This window comes from Chromobacterium sp. CCUG 30098 (genome assembly GCF_059916605.1).
On record NZ_JAUCGS010000007.1, the window covers coordinates 201,595 to 219,265 of the forward strand.

At 63.1% G+C, this 17,671-nt stretch carries 17 protein-coding genes and 2 tRNA genes; 12 read left to right on the forward strand and 7 right to left on the reverse strand.

All coding sequences use genetic code 11. The features are described 5' to 3' along the window. Positions 1-2 precede the first annotated feature (2 nt). Positions 3-455 (reverse strand): D-aminoacyl-tRNA deacylase, encoded by a 453-nt coding sequence (gene dtd, locus QUG03_RS16805; RefSeq protein ID WP_500820445.1) that lies wholly within the window; start codon positions 453-455, stop codon positions 3-5. Between the two features lie 135 nt (positions 456-590). On the opposite strand from dtd, the gene yaaA reads away from it, so the two are divergent. Beyond that, positions 591-1,364, forward strand: a complete 774-nt coding sequence (yaaA, locus tag QUG03_RS16810) for a peroxide stress protein YaaA (RefSeq protein ID WP_107798427.1) — start codon at positions 591-593, stop codon at positions 1,362-1,364. A 254-nt stretch (positions 1,365-1,618) separates the two neighbouring features. Here yaaA and QUG03_RS16815 read toward each other — a convergent pair whose 3' ends face one another. The 6 genes from QUG03_RS16815 to QUG03_RS16840 all read right to left on the reverse strand — a co-directional run bounded on the left by QUG03_RS16815 (position 1,619) and on the right by QUG03_RS16840 (position 7,981). Beyond that, a complete protein-coding gene (locus QUG03_RS16815; protein WP_488906336.1) occupies positions 1,619-2,614 on the reverse strand; it encodes a 2-hydroxyacid dehydrogenase in 996 nt (331 codons plus the stop codon). 148 nt (positions 2,615-2,762) lie between these two features. Then, positions 2,763-2,839, reverse strand: a tRNA-Met gene (locus tag QUG03_RS16820). Positions 2,840-3,264: 425 nt separating this feature from the next. Next, a complete protein-coding gene (locus tag QUG03_RS16825) occupies positions 3,265-3,891 on the reverse strand; it encodes a VC0807 family protein (RefSeq protein ID WP_227104622.1) in 627 nt (208 codons plus the stop codon). Positions 3,892-4,065: 174 nt separating this feature from the next. Beyond that, positions 4,066-4,251: a hypothetical protein gene (locus QUG03_RS16830; RefSeq protein ID WP_019103612.1), complete on the reverse strand. Its 186-nt coding sequence runs from the start codon at positions 4,249-4,251 to the stop codon at positions 4,066-4,068. A 255-nt stretch (positions 4,252-4,506) separates the two neighbouring features. Continuing rightward, a complete protein-coding gene (gene metG / locus QUG03_RS16835) occupies positions 4,507-6,567 on the reverse strand; it encodes a methionine--tRNA ligase (protein WP_253314825.1) in 2,061 nt (686 codons plus the stop codon). A 151-nt stretch (positions 6,568-6,718) separates the two neighbouring features. Beyond that, positions 6,719-7,981, reverse strand: a complete 1,263-nt coding sequence (locus QUG03_RS16840) for an MFS transporter (protein ID WP_500820447.1) — start codon at positions 7,979-7,981, stop codon at positions 6,719-6,721. Between the two features lie 576 nt (positions 7,982-8,557). Between QUG03_RS16840 and QUG03_RS16845 the strand changes: the two genes are divergently transcribed. The 11 genes from QUG03_RS16845 (at position 8,558) to QUG03_RS16895 (ending at position 17,656) form a co-directional block, all read left to right on the forward strand. Further along, entirely contained in the window at positions 8,558-9,952 is a 1,395-nt protein-coding gene (locus QUG03_RS16845; RefSeq protein WP_500820448.1) for an L-cystine transporter, read from the forward strand. A gap of 143 nt (positions 9,953-10,095) precedes the next feature. Continuing rightward, positions 10,096-11,433 carry a CoA-disulfide reductase gene (locus tag QUG03_RS16850; RefSeq protein WP_500820449.1) on the forward strand — a complete coding sequence of 446 codons (1,338 nt, stop codon included), beginning with the start codon at positions 10,096-10,098 and terminating at the stop codon, positions 11,431-11,433. Between the two features lie 150 nt (positions 11,434-11,583). Then, entirely contained in the window at positions 11,584-12,675 is a 1,092-nt protein-coding gene (gene apbC / locus QUG03_RS16855; RefSeq protein ID WP_107800313.1) for an iron-sulfur cluster carrier protein ApbC, read from the forward strand. A 10-nt stretch (positions 12,676-12,685) separates the two neighbouring features. Further along, positions 12,686-13,468, forward strand: a complete 783-nt coding sequence (murI, locus tag QUG03_RS16860; protein ID WP_235087122.1) for a glutamate racemase — start codon at positions 12,686-12,688, stop codon at positions 13,466-13,468. Then, entirely contained in the window at positions 13,465-13,917 is a 453-nt protein-coding gene (locus QUG03_RS16865) for a ribonuclease domain-containing protein (RefSeq protein WP_235087120.1), read from the forward strand. Before murI ends, QUG03_RS16865 begins: the two co-directional genes overlap by 4 nt. Beyond that, positions 13,908-14,186: a barstar family protein gene (locus QUG03_RS16870; RefSeq protein WP_107800316.1), complete on the forward strand. Its 279-nt coding sequence runs from the start codon at positions 13,908-13,910 to the stop codon at positions 14,184-14,186. Before QUG03_RS16865 ends, QUG03_RS16870 begins: the two co-directional genes overlap by 10 nt. Before the next feature lie 354 nt (positions 14,187-14,540). Then, complete coding sequence (locus tag QUG03_RS16875) at positions 14,541-15,773, forward strand: dicarboxylate/amino acid:cation symporter (RefSeq protein ID WP_107800317.1); 1,233 nt, start codon at positions 14,541-14,543, stop codon at positions 15,771-15,773. Between the two features lie 114 nt (positions 15,774-15,887). Beyond that, positions 15,888-15,977 (forward strand) — tRNA-Ser (locus QUG03_RS16880). Between the two features lie 118 nt (positions 15,978-16,095). After that, positions 16,096-16,473 (forward strand): hypothetical protein, encoded by a 378-nt coding sequence (locus QUG03_RS16885; RefSeq protein WP_500820450.1) that lies wholly within the window; start codon positions 16,096-16,098, stop codon positions 16,471-16,473. A gap of 232 nt (positions 16,474-16,705) precedes the next feature. Further along, entirely contained in the window at positions 16,706-16,981 is a 276-nt protein-coding gene (locus QUG03_RS16890; protein WP_227104639.1) for a hypothetical protein, read from the forward strand. A gap of 243 nt (positions 16,982-17,224) precedes the next feature. Further along, complete coding sequence (locus QUG03_RS16895) at positions 17,225-17,656, forward strand: excinuclease ATPase subunit (protein ID WP_227104641.1); 432 nt, start codon at positions 17,225-17,227, stop codon at positions 17,654-17,656. Positions 17,657-17,671 lie beyond the last annotated feature (15 nt).

The following is a 17,671-nucleotide window of genomic DNA, read 5'->3' on the forward strand; positions in this document are numbered from 1 at the left end:
TCTCACTCCATCGTCTTGCTGTCCAGCCAGATCGTCACCGGACCATCGTTGACCAGCGCCACCTGCATGTCCGCGCCAAACACCCCGGTGGGCACCGGCTTGCCCAAGGTCTGCGCCATCGAGGCGACAAATTGATCGAACAGGGGGCTAGAGCGCTCCGACCGCGCCGCGCGCGAATACGACGGCCGATTGCCCTTCTTGGTGCTGGCGAACAGGGTGAACTGACTGACCGCCAACACCTCGCCGCCGCAATCCAGCACCGAGCGGTTCATCACGCCGGCCTCGTCGTTGAAGATCCGCAGTTGGCTGAGCTTGCGCGTCAGCCAGGCGATATCCTCCTCCCCGTCTTCCTCCTCAATCCCCACCAGCAACAGCAGGCCGGGACCGATCTCCCCGGTCACGCGCCCTTCCACCATCACCGACGCCTGCCTCGCCCTTTGCACCAATACCCGCATGTCCTCTCCTTGCCAGACCATCATAGATTCAAATCCCGGCCTGCATTCTAGAGCCAAGCGCGCCGCCGGTCACGACGACGGGCCAAGCCCGGCGCAGTCCAGTACAATGACGGCTGCTCAATAAGGATTCGCCTCATGCTGATGGTCATCTCCCCAGCCAAGACGCTGGACTTCGACACCCCCGCCGCCACCGATCACTACACCCAGCCGGACTTTCTGCATCACAGCGCCGAACTGATTCAGGTGCTGCGCGCCAAGAGCCCGCTGGAAATCGGCAAGCTGATGAGCATCAGCGACGCGCTGGCGCAATTGAACGTGGGCCGCTACCACGACTGGCAAGCGCCGTTCAGCCCGGCCAACGCCAAACAGGCGGTGCTGGCCTTCAAGGGCGATGTCTACGAAGGCCTGAACGCCGCCAGCCTGGAGCCGGGGCAGATGAGCTATCTGCAAAACCATTTGCGCATCCTGTCCGGCCTCTACGGCGCGCTGCGGCCGCTGGACCTGATGCAGCCCTACCGGCTGGAGATGGGCACCCGCCTGAGCAACCCGCGCGGCAAAAACCTGTACGAGTTCTGGGGCGACACCGTCACCCACGCGCTGAACGCGGTGCTGGAGCAAAGAAAAGACCCGGTGCTGGTGAACCTGGCCTCGGAGGAATACTTCAAGGCGGTGAAGCCGGCCAAGCTCAACGGCAGCCTGATCACCCCGGTGTTCCAGGACCGCAAGAACGGCCAGTACAAAATCATCAGCTTCTACGCCAAGCGCGCGCGCGGCATGATGGCGCGCTGGGCCGCGCTGCATCAGGTCAGCCAGCCGGAGCAGCTCAAGCACTTCGACAGCGCCGGCTACGCCTTCGATGCGGCGGCCTCCAGCGAGCTCAACTGGGTGTTCCGCCGCGACCTGCCCTAAGAACCTCTAAAGTCTGCTGCGCTTCAGCGATACGGCGTTGAAAACCCCTTCGAAATGCTCATGTACCCCCGTACATTCCGCTTTCTCAGCCTCAACGCCTTGTCTCGCTCTGGCTCGCGAAATCGTAAACAGACGCTAAGACCCGCTAACAGCATCGCTGACCCTGCGTTGCGCCTCCTTGTCGTACCACTTGTACTGCCTGCGTCGGCGCGCCTTGGCTCAGCTTCTCTGTGCAGTTTTCTTAGCAGCCCCAACTAGGCGGAGACGGCGTTGACCAGCGCCTCTCCCCGCTCGAAAGCGCCGGCATTGCCCAAGGTGGTGTCGGCGATATTCATCAGCGCCTCGCGCGTCAGAAAGCCTTGGTGCGAAGTCACCAGCACATTGGGGAAAGTCAGCAGCCGCGCCAGCTGATCGTCCTGCAGCCCGCTTTCCGACAGGTTCTCGAAAAACACGCCCTCTTCCATCTCGTACACGTCCAGGCCCACGCCGGACAAGCGCCCGGCCTTCAAGGCCTCCAGCAAGGCTGCGGTATCGATCAGGCCGCCGCGGCTGGTATTGATCAAGACCGCGCCCGGCTTCATCCGCGCCAGCGTCTCGCGATTGACCACATGCCGGCTCTCCGCCGTCAGCGGCAGATGCAGGCTGATCACGTCCGCCTGCCGCCAGACCTCCTCCAAGGACACGAACTCGCAGCCCAGGCTCGCCGCCAGCTCGGCGTTGGGATACAGATCGTAAGCCAGCACACGCATGCCGAAGCCGCGTGCGATGGACATCGTGGCCTGGCCGATGCGGCCGGCGCCCAACACGCCCATGGTCTTGCCGTGCAAATCGAAACCCACCAGTCCGTCCAAGGAAAAATCCATCTCCCGCACCCGGGTATAGGATTTGTGGATGCGGCGCACCACCGCCAGCAGCAAGGCAAAGGCGTGCTCGGCCACCGCGTGCGGCGAATAGGCCGGCACCCGGGTCACCGCGATGCCGTGCTGGCGGCAGGCCGCCAGATCCACGCCGTTGTAGCCGGCGCAGCGCAAGGTCACCAGCTTCACCCCCGCTGCCGCCAGCTTGGCCACCACCGCCGCGTCCAGCCTGTCGTTGACGAAGGGGCAGACCGCGTCCACGTCCTGAACCAGGCCCACGGTGTCCAGATTCAGGCGCGGTTCGAAAAACTGCAATTGATGATGGTGGCTTTGATTGGCGGCCTCCAGCGCGTGGCGGTCGTAATTCTTGGCGTCGAAAACGGCAATGCGCATGCTGCGGCTCCTGAATGCGGATGGATGAGACCACTATAAAGCAGCTCTTCTCCCAACTAAAAGCCTAGCGTGCAAGCAACTCCGGCCCTCACGGGCGGGAACGGAAATGCAAAAAACCCGAAGCCGTTTGGCTTCGGGTTTTTTAACTTGGTTGCGGGGGCAGGATTTGAACCTACGACCTTCGGGTTATGAGCCCGACGAGCTACCAGACTGCTCCACCCCGCGTCTGATCTGTCTGCTGTGTTTCGTGCAGAGGAGCGAACTATACCCCGCCCCGTTTTTCTGGTCAAGCGTTTTGGGAAAAAAGATTTTTGATGCGGGGAAAGTTCGCACCAAGACGATTCATACTTGTTAACAGTTGATCTTTACTACCACACACCTGATCAACAAAGACCGTCTAAAGTGAACTCAAGGTCAGCGCAGTCGTTCTCCCCGAGCGATTGCGGCCCGAGAAGTCAGCCGCCTGTCTGCCAACAGGCGCTGCCGATGCGGGCGCGATCTTGTGCATTTTGGAAGACATTGCCGCTGCGGTTTCGACTGCCAGCGAAGCCGCAAAACAAGCAGCCGTGTCTTTCCTCCTAAGTGTTCATCACGGAACTTCAGGGCCGCTTTTGCGGCCCTTTTTTTTGTCTATTCGCCCGAGATCCGCTTCAAAGCGCGGCCATGGCCACGGCGGCTTCGCGGCGCATCTTCCGCCTATACAGCAAGGTCATCAGGCACAGCCCGCCCATCACGCCGTAGCTGATGAAGGGCGCCACCAGCAGAAAACGCTCTACCGGCCAGGTCCAAGCCAGATAAGCGCGCCCGCCTGCCTCCAGGCTCAAACCCAAGCCCCACCACAGCGTCATTTGCTGGATGGCGCGCCTGAAGCCATCCGCGCGCCATAGTTGTTCGAACCGCTCCCGCCCCTGCTCCGACTCCCGCGCCAAGGTCGCCCGCGCCAGATAGAAGACCAGCGGCCGGCGCAGCGCCAAGGACAGCAGAAAGCCGCAGCCGATCAAACCGGTGATCAGGGACTCGCGCAGCAACAGCAGGCGCGCGTCGCCGCCCAGCAGCATGGCCAGCAAGGACAAGCCTATGCCCAGCAACACCAGCAGGCTCAAAGCGTCCACGCGCCGGAAACGCAACAGCTCGATCACGCTCCACAGCACCGGCGGCAAGGCGGAAAACATCAACGCGCCGGCTTCGCCCCAGCGCGGCTCGCCATAGCGGTAGCACAACCAGGGCAGCAGGAAATTGACGATGATTTCCAGTATCAGTTTTGCGCGTTTCGGCACGGCGCCTCCGCCTTCAAATGCAAAAAGCATGAACAATTTGCATCGAAACGTCAACTGCCTGACTTGAGTTTTTCGCAGGGGGAGAAAAAGGACGGGCCAAAAACAAAGCCCCGCATTTTGCGGGGCTTCATCTGTAATCTGCGCAATGGAATGGACAAACGCAGGGGAGTGGCATCAGGCGGCCGCCTGAATGAAGGCGTTGGCGGGATACAAGGCGCTGGCCAAGCCCAAGGCGGACTTGAAAGTCACTTCAAACATCTTGCCAACCTGTCGAATGCTGACCACTTCGTAATGCATGGTAGAGCCGCTGTCCTTGTGCTCAAGGATTTTGTAGCCGGGTTTCAGTTGAGAAATTTTCATGATGGTTCATTCCTTTTTCTTTTTTTTGGGTTGTTCAAAATTCATTTCATCTAGAGACATACCATATTTTCAAAAGTTCCGCCAGCCGGACGAGAATGTTTCGCATTTGGCTTGCAGTGAATGTAACAGCCTCAGATGACAGCCCGGTGAAGGTTTCGGGGCCGCGAAATGACGCGGCCCCTGCATGCCAATATGACAGCAGGGGCCGCGGGACCCAACTAGTAAAAAGAACAGTCAGGATTAGGAACTACCGGCTCAGCCTATGCGCATGCCCGGCTTGGCGCCTTGATCGGCGTCCAGCAGGAACAGGCCTTCGCTGTCGTCCTGGCCGGAAGCGCAGACGATCATGCCCTGCGACACGCCGAAGCGCATCTTGCGCTCGGCCAGATTGGCCACCACCACCACATTGCGGCCCACCAGTTTTTCCGGCTCCTGATAAGCCTTGCGGATGCCGGAGAAGATGTTGCGCTTCTCAAAGCCCATATCCACGGTGAACTGCAGCAGTTTGTCCGAGCCTTCGACGAAGTTGCACTCCAGCACCTTGCCGATGCGCAGGTCCAGCTTGGCGAAGTCGTCGATCTTGATGGTTTCGGCCAGCGGCTCGTATTGAGCGGCGGCCGGGGTGTCTGCGGTGGCTTGCATATTCTGTTTGTTCGCTTCTATCAGTTTGTCGATCAGCACCGGGTCGATGCGCTGCATCAGGTGCTGGTAGGCGTGGATCTTCTTGCCCAGCAGCAGGTTGGCGGCGTCGCTCCAGGCGAGCGGCGCCACGTCGAGGAAGGCTTCCACGCCTTCGGCCAGCTTGGGCAGCACCGGCTTCAGGTAAATGGTGAGCAGGCGGAAGGCGTTGATCAACACAGTGCAGACTTCCTGCAAGCGCGCGTCCTGGCCTTCCTGCTTGGCCAGTTCCCACGGCTTGTTGGCGTCCACGTAGGCGTTGACCACGTCCGCCAGCGCCATCACGTCGCGCAGCGCCTTGGCGTATTCGCGCGCCTCGAAGGCGGCGGCCAGTTCATCGGCAGCGGCCTGCAGCTTGGCGAGGATGTCGCCGTCGCTAACCTGGCTGGCCAGCATGCCGTCAAAGCGCTTGGCGATGAAGCCGGCGGAGCGGCTGGCGATGTTGACGAACTTGCCCACCAGATCGGAATTCACCCGCGCGACGAAGTCGTTCAGGTTCAGATCGATGTCTTCGATGCGGCCGTTCAGTTTGGCGGCGATGTAATAGCGCATCCACTCCGGATTCAGCCCGCAATCCAGATAGCTCTTGGCCTGGATGAAGGTGCCGCGCGACTTGGACATCTTCTGCCCGTCCACGGTGAGGAAGCCGTGGGCGAACACGCCGGTGGGCGCGCGCAGGCCGGAGTAGTTCAGCATCGCCGGCCAGAACAGCGCGTGGAAGTACAGGATGTCCTTGCCGATGAAGTGGTACATCTCGGTACGGCTGTCCTTGCCGAACCACTCGTCGAAATTCAGGCCGCTGCGATCGCACAGGTTCTTGAAGCTGGCCATGTAACCGATGGGCGCGTCCAGCCACACATAGAAGTACTTGCCCGGCGCGCCGGGGATTTCGAAGCCGAAGTACGGCGCGTCGCGGCTGATGTCCCAGTCCTGCAGGCCGCCGGAAATCCACTCGTTCATCTTATTCAGCGATTCCGGCTGCAAATGCGGCTGGGTCGCGCCGTCGGCGCGCACGCTGCTGCCGCCGGTCCATTGCTTGAGGAAGTCGGCGCACTCGCCCAGACGGAAGAAATAGTGCTCGGAGGTTTTCAGCACCGGCTTGGCGCCGGACACCGCCGAGTACGGGTTCTTCAGTTCGGTGGGGTTGTAAGTGGCGCCGCAGACTTCACAGTTGTCGCCGTATTGATCCTTGGCGCTGCACTTGGGGCATTCGCCCTTGACGAAGCGGTCCGGCAGGAACATCTGCTTTTCCGGGTCGAACAGCTGCTCGATGGTGCGGCAGGCGATCTTGTCGTCGGCTTTCAAGGCCAGATACACCTGCTCCGCCAGCGCCTTGTTCTCCGGGCTGTTGGTGCTGTAGTAGTTGTCGTGGCCGATCAGGAAGCCCTGGGAATCCGCCAGGTGCAGTTCGCGCACGCTGTCCACCAACTGCTCCGGGGTGATGCCCTGTTTTTCCGCCGCCAGCATGATGGGGGCGCCGTGGGTGTCGTCGGCGCAGACGTAATAGCATTCGTGGCCGCGCATCTTCTGGAAGCGCACCCAGATATCGGTCTGAATCTGTTCCAGCATGTGACCCAGATGCAGCCCCGCGTTGGCGTAAGGCAGTGCGCTGGTCACCAGAATCTTGCGTTTGCTCATTAGGATTGTTCCAAAGGTGCGATCTGAAACGATCGATTATAGAGGCAGTCGCCCCCGGCGGTCACGACGGATATCCGGGAAACGGCGGCCATCAAGACAAAGCCCGGCCGCGCATGCGGGCCGGGCTGTGCCAGCGGGGACGGGTTCGGGCTCAGGAAGCCTGATTGGCCAGTTCCGGCTGCTTGGCCTCGGCCTGCTTCGCGCGCTCCAGCATGGCCCCGCGCACGGTGCGGCGCGCCACCTGCACATAGGCCAGCGAGAAGGCCAGCGACAGGCAGGCGAAGCCGAGCATGCCGGCCTGCTGGTAAGCGATGCGGAACAGCTCCACGCCCAGCGCGTAGCCGGCCATGGACAGCATGCTCATGCTGGCGGACACCGTGCCCTTGCCGGCGGCGTCGCAGGACATCAGCGCAAAACGGTAGAGCACGCCAAACGCCAGGCCTTCGCCGAAAGCCATCAGCGTCATGCCGGCCACCATGAAGTATTGCGGATGCGCGGACAACAGCACGCCGGACAGCATCAGGCTGAGGCCGATCACGATGGGCCACATGCCGATCAGCGCGGAACGGCCCAGCGGCCAGCGGCCGGCCACCAGCACCAGCGCCAGATTGCCGGCGATCAGGCCGCCGAACACCGGCAGCTGCATCAGGCCGTATTCCAGCGCGCTCATGTGCAGATCATTCACCAGCAGCACCGGCGACATGGCGATCCAGCCCATCAGCGGCAGCGCCAGCAGCGGGATGCACAGCGCGGACAGCACGAAGCGGCCGTTGCCGAACACTTTCAGATAATCGCGGCCCATCTGCGCCAGCGGCAGTTTCTCGTGGCTGGGCTGGGTGGTTTCCGGCATTTTCCAGATCAGGCCCAGCAAGGCCAGGAAGGACAGCGCGGCGATCAGCAGGAAGCTGGTGCGCCACGGCGCCAGCTCCATCAGCGCGGCGCCGGCCAGCGGGCCGGCCAGCGGCGCGATCAGCGCCACATTGGCCATCAAGGCGGTGACCTTGACCGCGGCTTTTTCTTCAAAGGCTTCCTGCACCGCGGCGTAACCGACGGCGTTGATGAAGCACAGGCCAATGCCCTGCAGCAGACGCAGCGCGATGAAGGCCTCGATGGAGTTCACCAGATAGGTGGCCAGGCAGGTCACGGTGAAGTAGGCGACGCCGAACAGCAGCACCGGCCGGCGGCCGATGCGGTCGGACAGAGGTCCGGTCAGCCAGGACAGCAGCGCGCCGCCCAGCAGGAAGGCGGTCATGGACGCCGGCACCCAGGAGGCGTCGACCAGGAATTCCCGGGTGACCGCCAACATGGCCGGCTGCACCATGTCGTTGCAGATGTAGACGGCGAATTCGAACAGAACCAGGGCCAGCGGAAACAATAGATTGGAACGGCTAAGCTTTGCGTGTAGAGCGGACATTAGGGAGATGCAGCCTTTCTGAGACCGGCAAGCAGCGCGCTTGCCCATGCGGCCGGACGGACAAGGGCCAAATAAAGCGAAAAAGGGGCGCAATTGTACCTGCAGAAAGCCTGTCGCGCAAAGCAATTTTTGCCACAAACACAATAAAAACAGCAATTTGCAACCCAAACACCCCACACCCCGCCAAGCAAAGACGAGACGAGCGCGCAGGCGCCGGCCAAGCCATCGTTGATCGCTCCGGCTCGGCGCCACGGCGCGATTGATAGAAAAACAATCAATAAGCTTATGCTTATTAATATGAGTAAAGCGCGGGGAATATCGGTAAAATCGCCGCTTTTCGCCGTATTCCCCCGGCGCGGCCGCGCGGGCTCCCGCCAGCGGCGCCCCGCCGGGCGAAGCTTTTTTATCAGGATTCCAAGCTCGTCTGACCTCGCTCAAAATGCCGACGCCGCGCCGTCGCTACGCTGAGCCCAGCTCGCCGCCCCACCCCAAAACCCGCCCCTGCGCTTTGACGCCAAGCCGGCCCGGGCGGCCAGCGGAACCTGACGACAAAACCAATAGATTAAGGGGTTTCCCATGACCTTGACCGTCATCGCCACGCTAGCCGTCACGCTGGCCTTGTTGGCGCTGCTGTGGCAGCAGCAACGCACTCACGTCTCCTTCACCAAGCGGGTCTTCACCGGCCTGGTGCTGGGCGTCGCCTTCGGCGCCGCGCTGCAATGGCTGGCCCAACCCGGCTCGCCGGCGCTGGCCGCCTGCCTGGAACTGTGCGAAATCATCGGCTCCGGCTACGTCAAGCTGCTGCAGATGATCGTGATCCCGCTGATCATGGTGTCCATCATCGCCGCGCTGTTGAAGCTGGAAGGCGGCTCCTCGCTGGGCAAGATCAGCGCCGCCACCCTGGGCGTGCTCTTGTTCACCACCATGCTCGCCGCCGGCGCCGGCATTCTGATGGCCAATCTGTTCGGCCTCAGCGCCGAGGGTCTGACCGCCGGCGCCGCCGAGGTGGCGCGCGGCGAATCGCTGGTGAAGAACCTGAGCACGGTGGAGGACTTGTCCTTCAGCAAGCTGGTGCTGGACTTCCTGCCGGCCAACCCCTTCCTGGACATGACCGGCGCGCGCAAGACCTCCACCATCGCGGTGGTGATCTTCTCCGTGCTGATCGGCCTGTCCGCCACCGGCATCGCCCGCAAAAAGCCCGAGCTGTTCGCCAGCTTCAGCCATTTCATCGCCGTGGCCCAGGCCATCGTGATGCGCATGGTGACCCTGGTGCTGCGCCTGACCCCTTACGGCGTATTCGCGCTGATGACCAAGGTGGTGTCCGGTTCCAGCTGGGCCGACATCGTCAACCTGATCAACTTCGTGCTGGCTTCCTACGGCGCGATGCTGCTGATGTTCGCCGTGCACCTGCTGCTGGTGGGCCTGGCGGGCGTCAATCCGCTGCGCTGGACTAAAAAAGTGATCCCGGTGCTGACCTTCGCCTTCACCTCGCGCACCAGCGCCGGCTCCATCCCGATGAACGTGGCCACCCAGAACAAGCTGCTGGGCATTCCGGACGGCATCGCCAACTTCGCGGCCTCCTTTGGCGCCACCATCGGTCAGAACGGCTGCGCCGGCATCTACCCGGCCATGCTGGCGGTGATGATCGCCCCCACCGTGGGCGTCAATCCGATGGACCTGCACTTCATCGTGCCGCTAATCGCCATCATCACCATCAGTTCCTTCGGCGTGGCCGGCGTTGGCGGCGGCGCCACCTTCGCCGCGCTGATCGTGCTGTCCGCGCTGGACTTCCCGGTGGCGCTGGCCGGCCTGCTGATCTCGATCGAGCCCTTGATCGACATGGGCCGCACCGCGCTCAATGTCAGCGGCTCCATCACCGCCGGCACCGTGACCAGCCGTCTGCTGGGCCAGACCGATATGCAGGTGTTCAATAGCGACCGCGAGATCAATCTGGACGAAGAAATGGCTTAACAAGCGGCGCGAGACTCCGCCTTGAAAACCGCCTGGGAATGCCTATTTACAACCTGTAAATCCAGCATACTAGGCGGTTTTTCCATTAAAGCCGCCAACTGCCCCACAATGCGGCACAGCAACAACCCGGACGGGAACACACTATGAAAATCGTCATCATCGGCGGCGAAGCCGCCGGCATGAGCGCGGCGGCCAAGGCGCGCCGTAGCGCGCCTCAAGCCGAAATCGACGTCTACGAGATGTCCGAGGTCATTTCCTTCGGCGCTTGCGGCCTGCCCTACTTCGTCGGCGGCGAGTTCGACGAGCCCGGCTATATGGCCGAATTCAGCGTGGAAGACTTCGCCAAGCGCAATATCCGCGTGCACACCGGCCACCAGGCGCTGAGCATAGACCCCGCCTCCAAGCGGGTGCGCGTGCGCCGGCTGGCGGACGGCGAAGCCTTCGACGCCGCTTACGACAAGCTGATGATCGCCACCGGCGCCAGCGAAATCCGCCCGCCGCTGCCGGGCCTGGACTTGCCGGGCGTGCATACGCTGCGGGTGATGGAAGACGGCCTGGCGCTGCGCGCGGCCGCAGCCCGCGAGGAAGTGCGCGAAGTCGCCATCATCGGCGCCGGCTTCATCGGCCTGGAGTTGGCCGAAGCCATGGTCCGCCTGGGCAAGCGCGTGCGGCTGATCCAGCTGGCGGAACGGGTGATGCCGGACGCCTTCGACGCCGAAATCACCGGCCTGATGGAGCAGGAGTTGCGCGAACACGGCGTGGCCTTGCACCTGTCCGAGGCCGTCACCGCGCTGCGCGGCGACGGCGCGGTGCAAAGCGTGCTCACCGAGCGCGGCGAATACCCGGCCGATCTGGTGGTGCTGAGCATAGGCATACGCCCCAACACCGCCTTCGCCGCCGACACCGGCCTACAGCGCCTGGGCAACGGCGCCATCGTGGTCAACGCCTACGGCGAAACCAGCCTGCCAGACATCTACGCCGCCGGCGACTGCGCCGCCGCGCCGCATCAGCTGACCGGCCAACCGGTCTACGTGGCGCTGGCCACCGGGGCCAACAAGCTGGGCCGGCTGGTGGGCGAGAACCTGGCCGGCGGCCGCCAGGCCTATCCGGGCACCCTGGGCTCCGCCGCGGTGCGGGTGCTGTCGCTGGACGCCGCGCGCACCGGCCTGTCCGAAGCCCAGGCGCGCGCCGCCGGCTTTGATTGCCAAAGCGTGCTGGTCAAGGACAATAACCACACCAACTACGTGCCGGGCCAGGCGGAAGTCCACGTCAAACTCTGCTACGAAACCGGCAGCCGGCGGCTGCTGGGCGCGCAGATGATAGGCCGCAACGGCGATGTGGTGCACCGGCTGGATGCGCTGGCGGTGGCCATCGCCAAGGGCGTCAGCGCGCGCGAACTGGGCATGATGGACTTCTGCTACGCGCCGCCCTTCGCCCGCACCTGGGACGTGCTCAACGTCGCCGGCAACGTGGTCAAATAAGCCAGGCCGGCAGCCCCCGCCCGCCCGCGCCGATGCCAGCGCGGGCAAGTTGGGGTAAACTGCCGGACAGCCAAAGATTCAACGGATGTCCTCCCCATGCTCTCCAAGCTCACCCGCCTTTTCCAGTCCTCACCGGGAACCGAAAACAGCATGTCACTCAGCGATGCTCAAGTGCTGGAAGCCGTGTCCAGCCTGATCGACGACAACACCGGCAAACCCTTCGTCGCCGCCAAGGCGGTGAAAAACATCAAGATCAGCGACGCCGAACTGTCGCTGGACGTGGTGTTGGCCTATCCGGCCAACAGCCAGCACGAACCGGTTCGCCTGCGCTTTGAAGCCGCGCTGGCGCCGCTGGCCGAGCAACGCAAACTCAGCGTGCGCGTGGGCAGCCTGATCACCAGCCACTCCGCCCAGCGCGGCGTGCCGCTGCTCTCCGGCGTCAAGAACGTGATCGCCGTCGCCTCCGGCAAAGGCGGGGTGGGCAAATCCACCACCGCGGCCAACCTGGCGCTGGCGCTGTCCGCGGAAGGCGCGCGCGTCGGCATCCTGGACGCCGACATCTACGGCCCGTCCCAGCCGCTGATGATGGGCTTGCAGGGCCAGCGTCCGGAAACCCCGGACGGCAAAAGCCTGAAGCCGCTGGAAAGCCACGGCGTGCAGACCATGTCCATCGGCTATCTGGTGGACGCGGACCAGGCCATGGTCTGGCGCGGCCCCATGGTCAGCCAGGCGCTGCAACAGCTGCTCAACGACACCCGCTGGGACAATCTGGACTATCTGGTGATCGACATGCCGCCGGGCACCGGCGATATCCAGCTGACGCTGTCTCAAAAAGTGCCGGTCACCGGCGCCGTCATCGTCACCACTCCGCAAGACATCGCGCTGCTGGACGCGCGCAAGGGCGTCACCATGTTCCAGAAAGTGGGCATCCCCATCCTGGGCATGGTGGAGAACATGGCCATCCACGTCTGCTCCCACTGCGGTCACGCCGAACACATCTTCGGCGAAGGCGGCGCGGCGCGGATGGCGGCGGACTTCGGCGTGGACGTGCTGGGCTCCCTGCCGCTGGACATGGGCATCCGCCTGGCGGCGGACGGCGGCACCCCCACGGTGGCGGCCGACCCGGACGGCAAGGTGGCGGAACTGTACAAGGCCATCGCCCGCAAAGTGGCGGTGAAGGTGGGCGAGAAAGCCCAGGACTTCTCCGGCAAATTCCCCAAGATCGTCATCCAGAACAACTGACAAACGCATCATGATCGCGATGTTCGACTCCGGCCTCGGCGGCCTTTCGGTATGGAAGGCCGTGCGCGCCGCGCTGCCCGGCTGGGGCATCACCTATCTGGCCGATCAGGCCTACTGCCCCTACGGCCAACGCAGCCACAGCGACATCGCCGAGCGCAGCGTCAGAATGGGCCGCTATCTGCAAGAACAAGGCGCCACCCTGCTGGTGGTGGCCTGCAACACCGCCACCACCGCCGGCATCGCCGCCATGCGCCGCGAGCTTTCCATCCCGCTGGTGGGCATAGAGCCGGCGATCAAGCCGGCTGCGGCCATGAGCCGCACCGGCCGCATCGCCGTGCTGGCCACCCAGGCCACGCTGCAAAGCGAGCGGGTGCGCAAACTGCTGGACACCCACGCCGGCCACGTTGAAGTGCTGCGCCGCGTGGGCGCGGGCTGGGTGGAGCAAGTGGAGGCCGGCGAGCTGGACAGCCCGCGCACGCGCGAACTGGTGGCGGCCGTAGTGCGGCCGCTACTTGACGAGCGCATCGACCACATCGCGCTGGGCTGCACCCATTACCCGTTTCTGGAGCCGCTGATCCGCGAACTGACCGGCGACGGCATCGCCTTGTACGACCCGGCCGAGGCCATCGCCCGGCGCGTGGCCTCCTTGCTGCCGGACGCCGCGCCCGCCGTCGCCCCGGCCTACCGCTTCATCACCACCGACGCCGACAGCGCCGGCATGCGCCGCATCCTGCCGCTGCTGATAGGCGCCGACCACCCGGTTGAATCCCTGCCTCTGGAGCAAGCCCAATGATTCCACGTCTATCGCGCCTGTTGGCACTGGCCTGTCTGATCGCTGCCCCCGCCGCCTGGGCCTTGCCGCAATGCTCGCTGGTGGCGGTCCAAGTCAATCAGCAAGCCGGCAACAAGCTCAACCAGAACGAGCTGAGCGCGGTGCTGAGCCAGTTGGGCAAGAACGGCCAGCTGCCGGCGCAATTCATCAACAAGCGCCAGGCCAAGAACGCCGGCTGGCAGCCCGGCCGCAGCCTGTGGAGCGTGCCCGGCCTCAACGGCAAATCCATAGGCGGCGACCGTTTCGGCAATTACGAAAAACGTCTGCCCAAGGGGCAATGGCAGGAAGCCGATCTGAACTATAAAGGGGGCAAGCGCGGCGCTTACCGCATCGTGTTCTCCGGTTCCGGCCAGCGTTTCGTCACCGTAGATCACTACAACCGCTTCATCGAGGTGCCACCATGCCAGTGAAAGTTTGCGAACTGCACCACATCAAGAGCCTGGACCAGCTGTTTGACGAGCTGAGCCGCCAGTTGCTCCTGCCGGCCCACTTCGGCCGCAATCTGGACGCGCTGTACGACAGCCTGGCCAAAGACGTGACGGGCCCCTTCGAGATCGTCTGGCGCGAAACCGAGGAAGCGCGCAAGGCGCTGGGCGTGGACCTTTACGCCACCATTCTGGAAATTCTGGAAACCGTGGCCGAGGAACGCGGCGACGTCACGCTGGACATCCACCACTGAAACACCGGGCCGCCGCCGCAAGGCGCCGGGGCGGCCCTTCATCCCGATGGCAAGTTCATCATCATTCGTTTCCGCAACACACACTCCGCTGCGAAATTCAAGACTCGAAATACAACAAAGACAAGCGTTCGCTAATTCACTATAATCCCACCCCTAAATAGGTCAACAACTGTCCTACAACTGGCAGCAATGCCAATAAAATCAAACAACAATAACGTAGGCAGGCCACTACATCGGCAACCTTGACACACACGAAGCGGCTGCTCCCTCCACCGGACCGGCGCCGGCATTGTTTCATTGCGAACTTGCCGTGTTGTTATCAAAACGCTCTCAAATACAGGTAGGAACTTCTCAATGCAGTCGAAAAAACTCACAGGGCTGATCCTCATCGGCCTGGTGCTGGGCATCATCACCGGCTATCTCTATCGCGAGAACGCCGCCAGCGAAGCCGACATCAAAGCCTTCGCCAGCAATATCTCCATCCTGACCGACATCTTCCTGCGCCTGATCAAGATGATCATCGCGCCCTTGGTGGTGTCCACCCTGATCGTTGGCATCGCCAAGATGGGCGACGCCAAGACCGTGGGCCGCATTGGCGGCAAGACCATGCTCTGGTTCATCAGCGCGTCCTTGATGTCCCTGACCTTGGGCCTGATCATGGTCAACCTGCTCAAGCCGGGTTTGGCGCTCAACCTGCCGCTGCCGGACACCCACGCCACCAGCGGCATCCAGGCCGGCGCGCTGTCGGTGAAGGACTTCGTCACCCACGCCATTCCCAAGAGCGTGTTTGAAGCGATGGCCACCAATGAGATTCTGCAGATCGTGGTGTTCTCGGTGTTCTTCGGCTGCGCGATGGCCGCTTTGGGCGACCGCGCCAAGCTGCTGATCGACACCATTGACGTGGTGGCCCACGTGATGCTGAAAGTGACCAGCTACGTGATGCTGTTCGCGCCGCTGGCCGTGTTCGGCGCCATCGCCGCCACCGTGGCCAAGGAAGGCCTGAGCATCCTCGCCACCTACGGCAAGTTCATGGCGGAGTTCTACCTGTCCATCGGCATCCTGTGGGGCCTGCTGATCCTGGCCGGCGCGATGTTCATCGGCCCGCGCGTGCTCAAGCTGATGGGCATGATGCGCGAACCGCTGCTGCTGTCCTTCACCACCGCCAGTTCCGAAGCCGCCTACCCCAAGACCCTGGAACAGCTGGAGCGCTTCGGCTGCTCCAACAAGATCGCCAGCTTCGTGCTGCCGATGGGCTACTCCTTCAACCTGGACGGCTCGATGATGTACTGCACTTTCGCCGTCATCTTCATCGCCCAGGCTTACGGCATCGATCTGACGCTGGCGCAGGAAATCTCCATGCTGCTGATCCTGATGCTCACCTCCAAGGGCATGGCCGGCGTGCCGCGCGCCTCGCTGGTGGTGATCGCCGCCACCCTGGCCCAGTTCAACATTCCGGAAGCCGGCCTGCTGCTCTTGCTGGGCATCGACCACTTCCTGGACATGGGCCGCTCCGCCACCAATGTGGTGGGCAACTCCATCGCCACCGCGGTGGTGGCCAAGTGGGAAGGCGAGCTGAAAAAACACTGAGCATGGTCTGCTCCGTTGAACGCGCCGCCCCTCCGGGCGGCGTTTTTTATGGCTAGCTGCGACAAGGCTATTGACAGGTAATCCCTTGCCCAATAGAATGCCCCACTCTGAGTCGGAGAGGTGGCAGAGTGGTCGAATGTACCTGACTCGAAATCAGGCGTACGTGCGAGCGTACCGAGGGTTCGAATCCCTCCCTCTCCGCCAGACCAAGCAATTAAGCCCTTGAGAAATCAAGGGCTTTTTTGTTTTGTTCTTCCGCTTCTCCCCCGTCCCGTTTGCGCCTACCATTACAGCCTTCCGCACCTGTCCAAGCCGCCGCCGCATGAATCATCTGGTCAACTACGTCAACGCCATCCTGAACGCGCCCTCCCCGCGCCGCGCGCGCCTGGACGGCTCAAGCCGGAACCGTTGGACGGATCAGGGTTATACGGTCGTTGCAGAGCAGTCCACCTATGTTTTCGACGATGGCGCAATGATCCAGCGGACGACGGAACAGGACGATTACCCGGCCGAGGCCGCCTGCGCCGAGTGCTGGATTCGTTACGAAGTCGTCCGCCAGCCGCCCGGCGACGCCATCCAGCCCGGCCATATCAGCTTCAACAGCACCTGCCGCGAAGCTTTCTGGCGGCGCTACTTCTCTCCGGAGCCGCCGGCCGCGCCTGCTTGCAGGCCTTGCCCCCCGCCAAAGCCGCTGGCTTGACCCTCCATCCCCAATCAGTAACAATCGCCGCGTGCCGCCTCATTCTGCGGTATTTGGGTGTAGCAGCTCATAAAGCCATAGCCTCGCCATAGTCCCCGCCTTATCAAAGGCAGGCGCTGGCGGGGAGGCGCATTCGTGCGCCTGCCGGAGCTATGGCCGGTCTGCTACCCTCGTCATTCGCCTGCCGTACCCGCGTAGCAGCGAAGGCAGGCCCAGCCATAGGAGCCTTCCGATGACGCACCAAACCCGGCGCTATCGCGCCCTGCTGTCTCCCTCTCTTCCCCTGAATACGCTGCTCTCCGAATTGCGCCCGTTCAACAGCGTGGCGCCGGCCTCGCTGAAACGGCTGGAAAGCCGGCTGTACGCCCGCGAACAAAGTCTGCGCAGCGCCATACGCGACCTGCGCAAGGGACACGAAAGCCTGCGCGCGGTATTGGCGCTGCTGGAGCAGGCCAAGGAACAACCCTGCCCCTGCAATGTGCTGCATCTGACGCTGGCGCCGGCGTAGCAGTGCTTGCAACACGGCCTGGACGCGCTGCAGGCGCGGCCTTGAAAGTGCCCGCGCAGGACTGACCCCGCGGCAGCGCGCGCGTAAGGCCACGTCCGGAAACGCGCCGTTTCAATGTTAATACTGTCTTTGGAATGGGCTGCGCGCGCGAGTACACTGCGGGGCCTCGATTCGACGCGGCGGCGCGGCAGACGCGCCGCCGGCGTCGTTTATCAGCCTCTTAACAGCCGAATCGCCAAACCCATGACTCTGCACAAACGAATCGCCCCTCTGCTGCTGGCCTGCGCGCTGGCGCTGCCCGCCGTCGCCCACGCCGCGGATGAAAAACTGATGCTGTCCATCGAAGACGCGCTGAACAGCGATCTGGCCAAGGAAAAGCTGGACCCTAACATCGCCTTTCGCTTTGCCCGCGGCGGCAAAGGCAAGGTGCTGGGCGAATGGGTGAGCAATAAAAAGACCAATAGCTTCGGCAAGGACAACGCCGCCGCCTGCCAGCGCGCCTTCATTTCCGCGCTGCTGGAGTTCCAGGAGCGCGCGCGCAAGGAAGGCGGCTCCGCCGTGGTCAATATCCGCAGTTATTACAAGTCTGAGGAGATCAGCAACGCCAAGGAGTATATGTGCGGCAGCGGCTTCTTGATGGCGGGCGTGGCGCTGAAGGCGCAAGTGCTCAAGTAAGCCTGAAGCGGGGCC

Coding starts and splice junctions, on each gene's coding strand:
- dtd (WP_500820445.1), bottom strand. CDS start 455: ATGCGGGTATTGGTGCAAAGGGCGAGGCAGGCGTCGGTGATGGTGGAA.
- yaaA (WP_107798427.1), top strand. CDS start 591: ATGCTGATGGTCATCTCCCCAGCCAAGACGCTGGACTTCGACACCCCC.
- QUG03_RS16815 (WP_488906336.1), bottom strand. CDS start 2,614: ATGCGCATTGCCGTTTTCGACGCCAAGAATTACGACCGCCACGCGCTG.
- QUG03_RS16830 (WP_019103612.1), bottom strand. CDS start 4,251: ATGAAAATTTCTCAACTGAAACCCGGCTACAAAATCCTTGAGCACAAG.
- metG (WP_253314825.1), bottom strand. CDS start 6,567: ATGAGCAAACGCAAGATTCTGGTGACCAGCGCACTGCCTTACGCCAAC.
- QUG03_RS16840 (WP_500820447.1), bottom strand. CDS start 7,981: ATGTCCGCTCTACACGCAAAGCTTAGCCGTTCCAATCTATTGTTTCCG.
- QUG03_RS16845 (WP_500820448.1), top strand. CDS start 8,558: ATGACCTTGACCGTCATCGCCACGCTAGCCGTCACGCTGGCCTTGTTG.
- QUG03_RS16850 (WP_500820449.1), top strand. CDS start 10,096: ATGAAAATCGTCATCATCGGCGGCGAAGCCGCCGGCATGAGCGCGGCG.
- apbC (WP_107800313.1), top strand. CDS start 11,584: ATGTCACTCAGCGATGCTCAAGTGCTGGAAGCCGTGTCCAGCCTGATC.
- murI (WP_235087122.1), top strand. CDS start 12,686: ATGATCGCGATGTTCGACTCCGGCCTCGGCGGCCTTTCGGTATGGAAG.
- QUG03_RS16865 (WP_235087120.1), top strand. CDS start 13,465: ATGATTCCACGTCTATCGCGCCTGTTGGCACTGGCCTGTCTGATCGCT.
- QUG03_RS16870 (WP_107800316.1), top strand. CDS start 13,908: ATGCCAGTGAAAGTTTGCGAACTGCACCACATCAAGAGCCTGGACCAG.
- QUG03_RS16875 (WP_107800317.1), top strand. CDS start 14,541: ATGCAGTCGAAAAAACTCACAGGGCTGATCCTCATCGGCCTGGTGCTG.
- QUG03_RS16885 (WP_500820450.1), top strand. CDS start 16,096: ATGAATCATCTGGTCAACTACGTCAACGCCATCCTGAACGCGCCCTCC.
- QUG03_RS16890 (WP_227104639.1), top strand. CDS start 16,706: ATGACGCACCAAACCCGGCGCTATCGCGCCCTGCTGTCTCCCTCTCTT.
- QUG03_RS16895 (WP_227104641.1), top strand. CDS start 17,225: ATGACTCTGCACAAACGAATCGCCCCTCTGCTGCTGGCCTGCGCGCTG.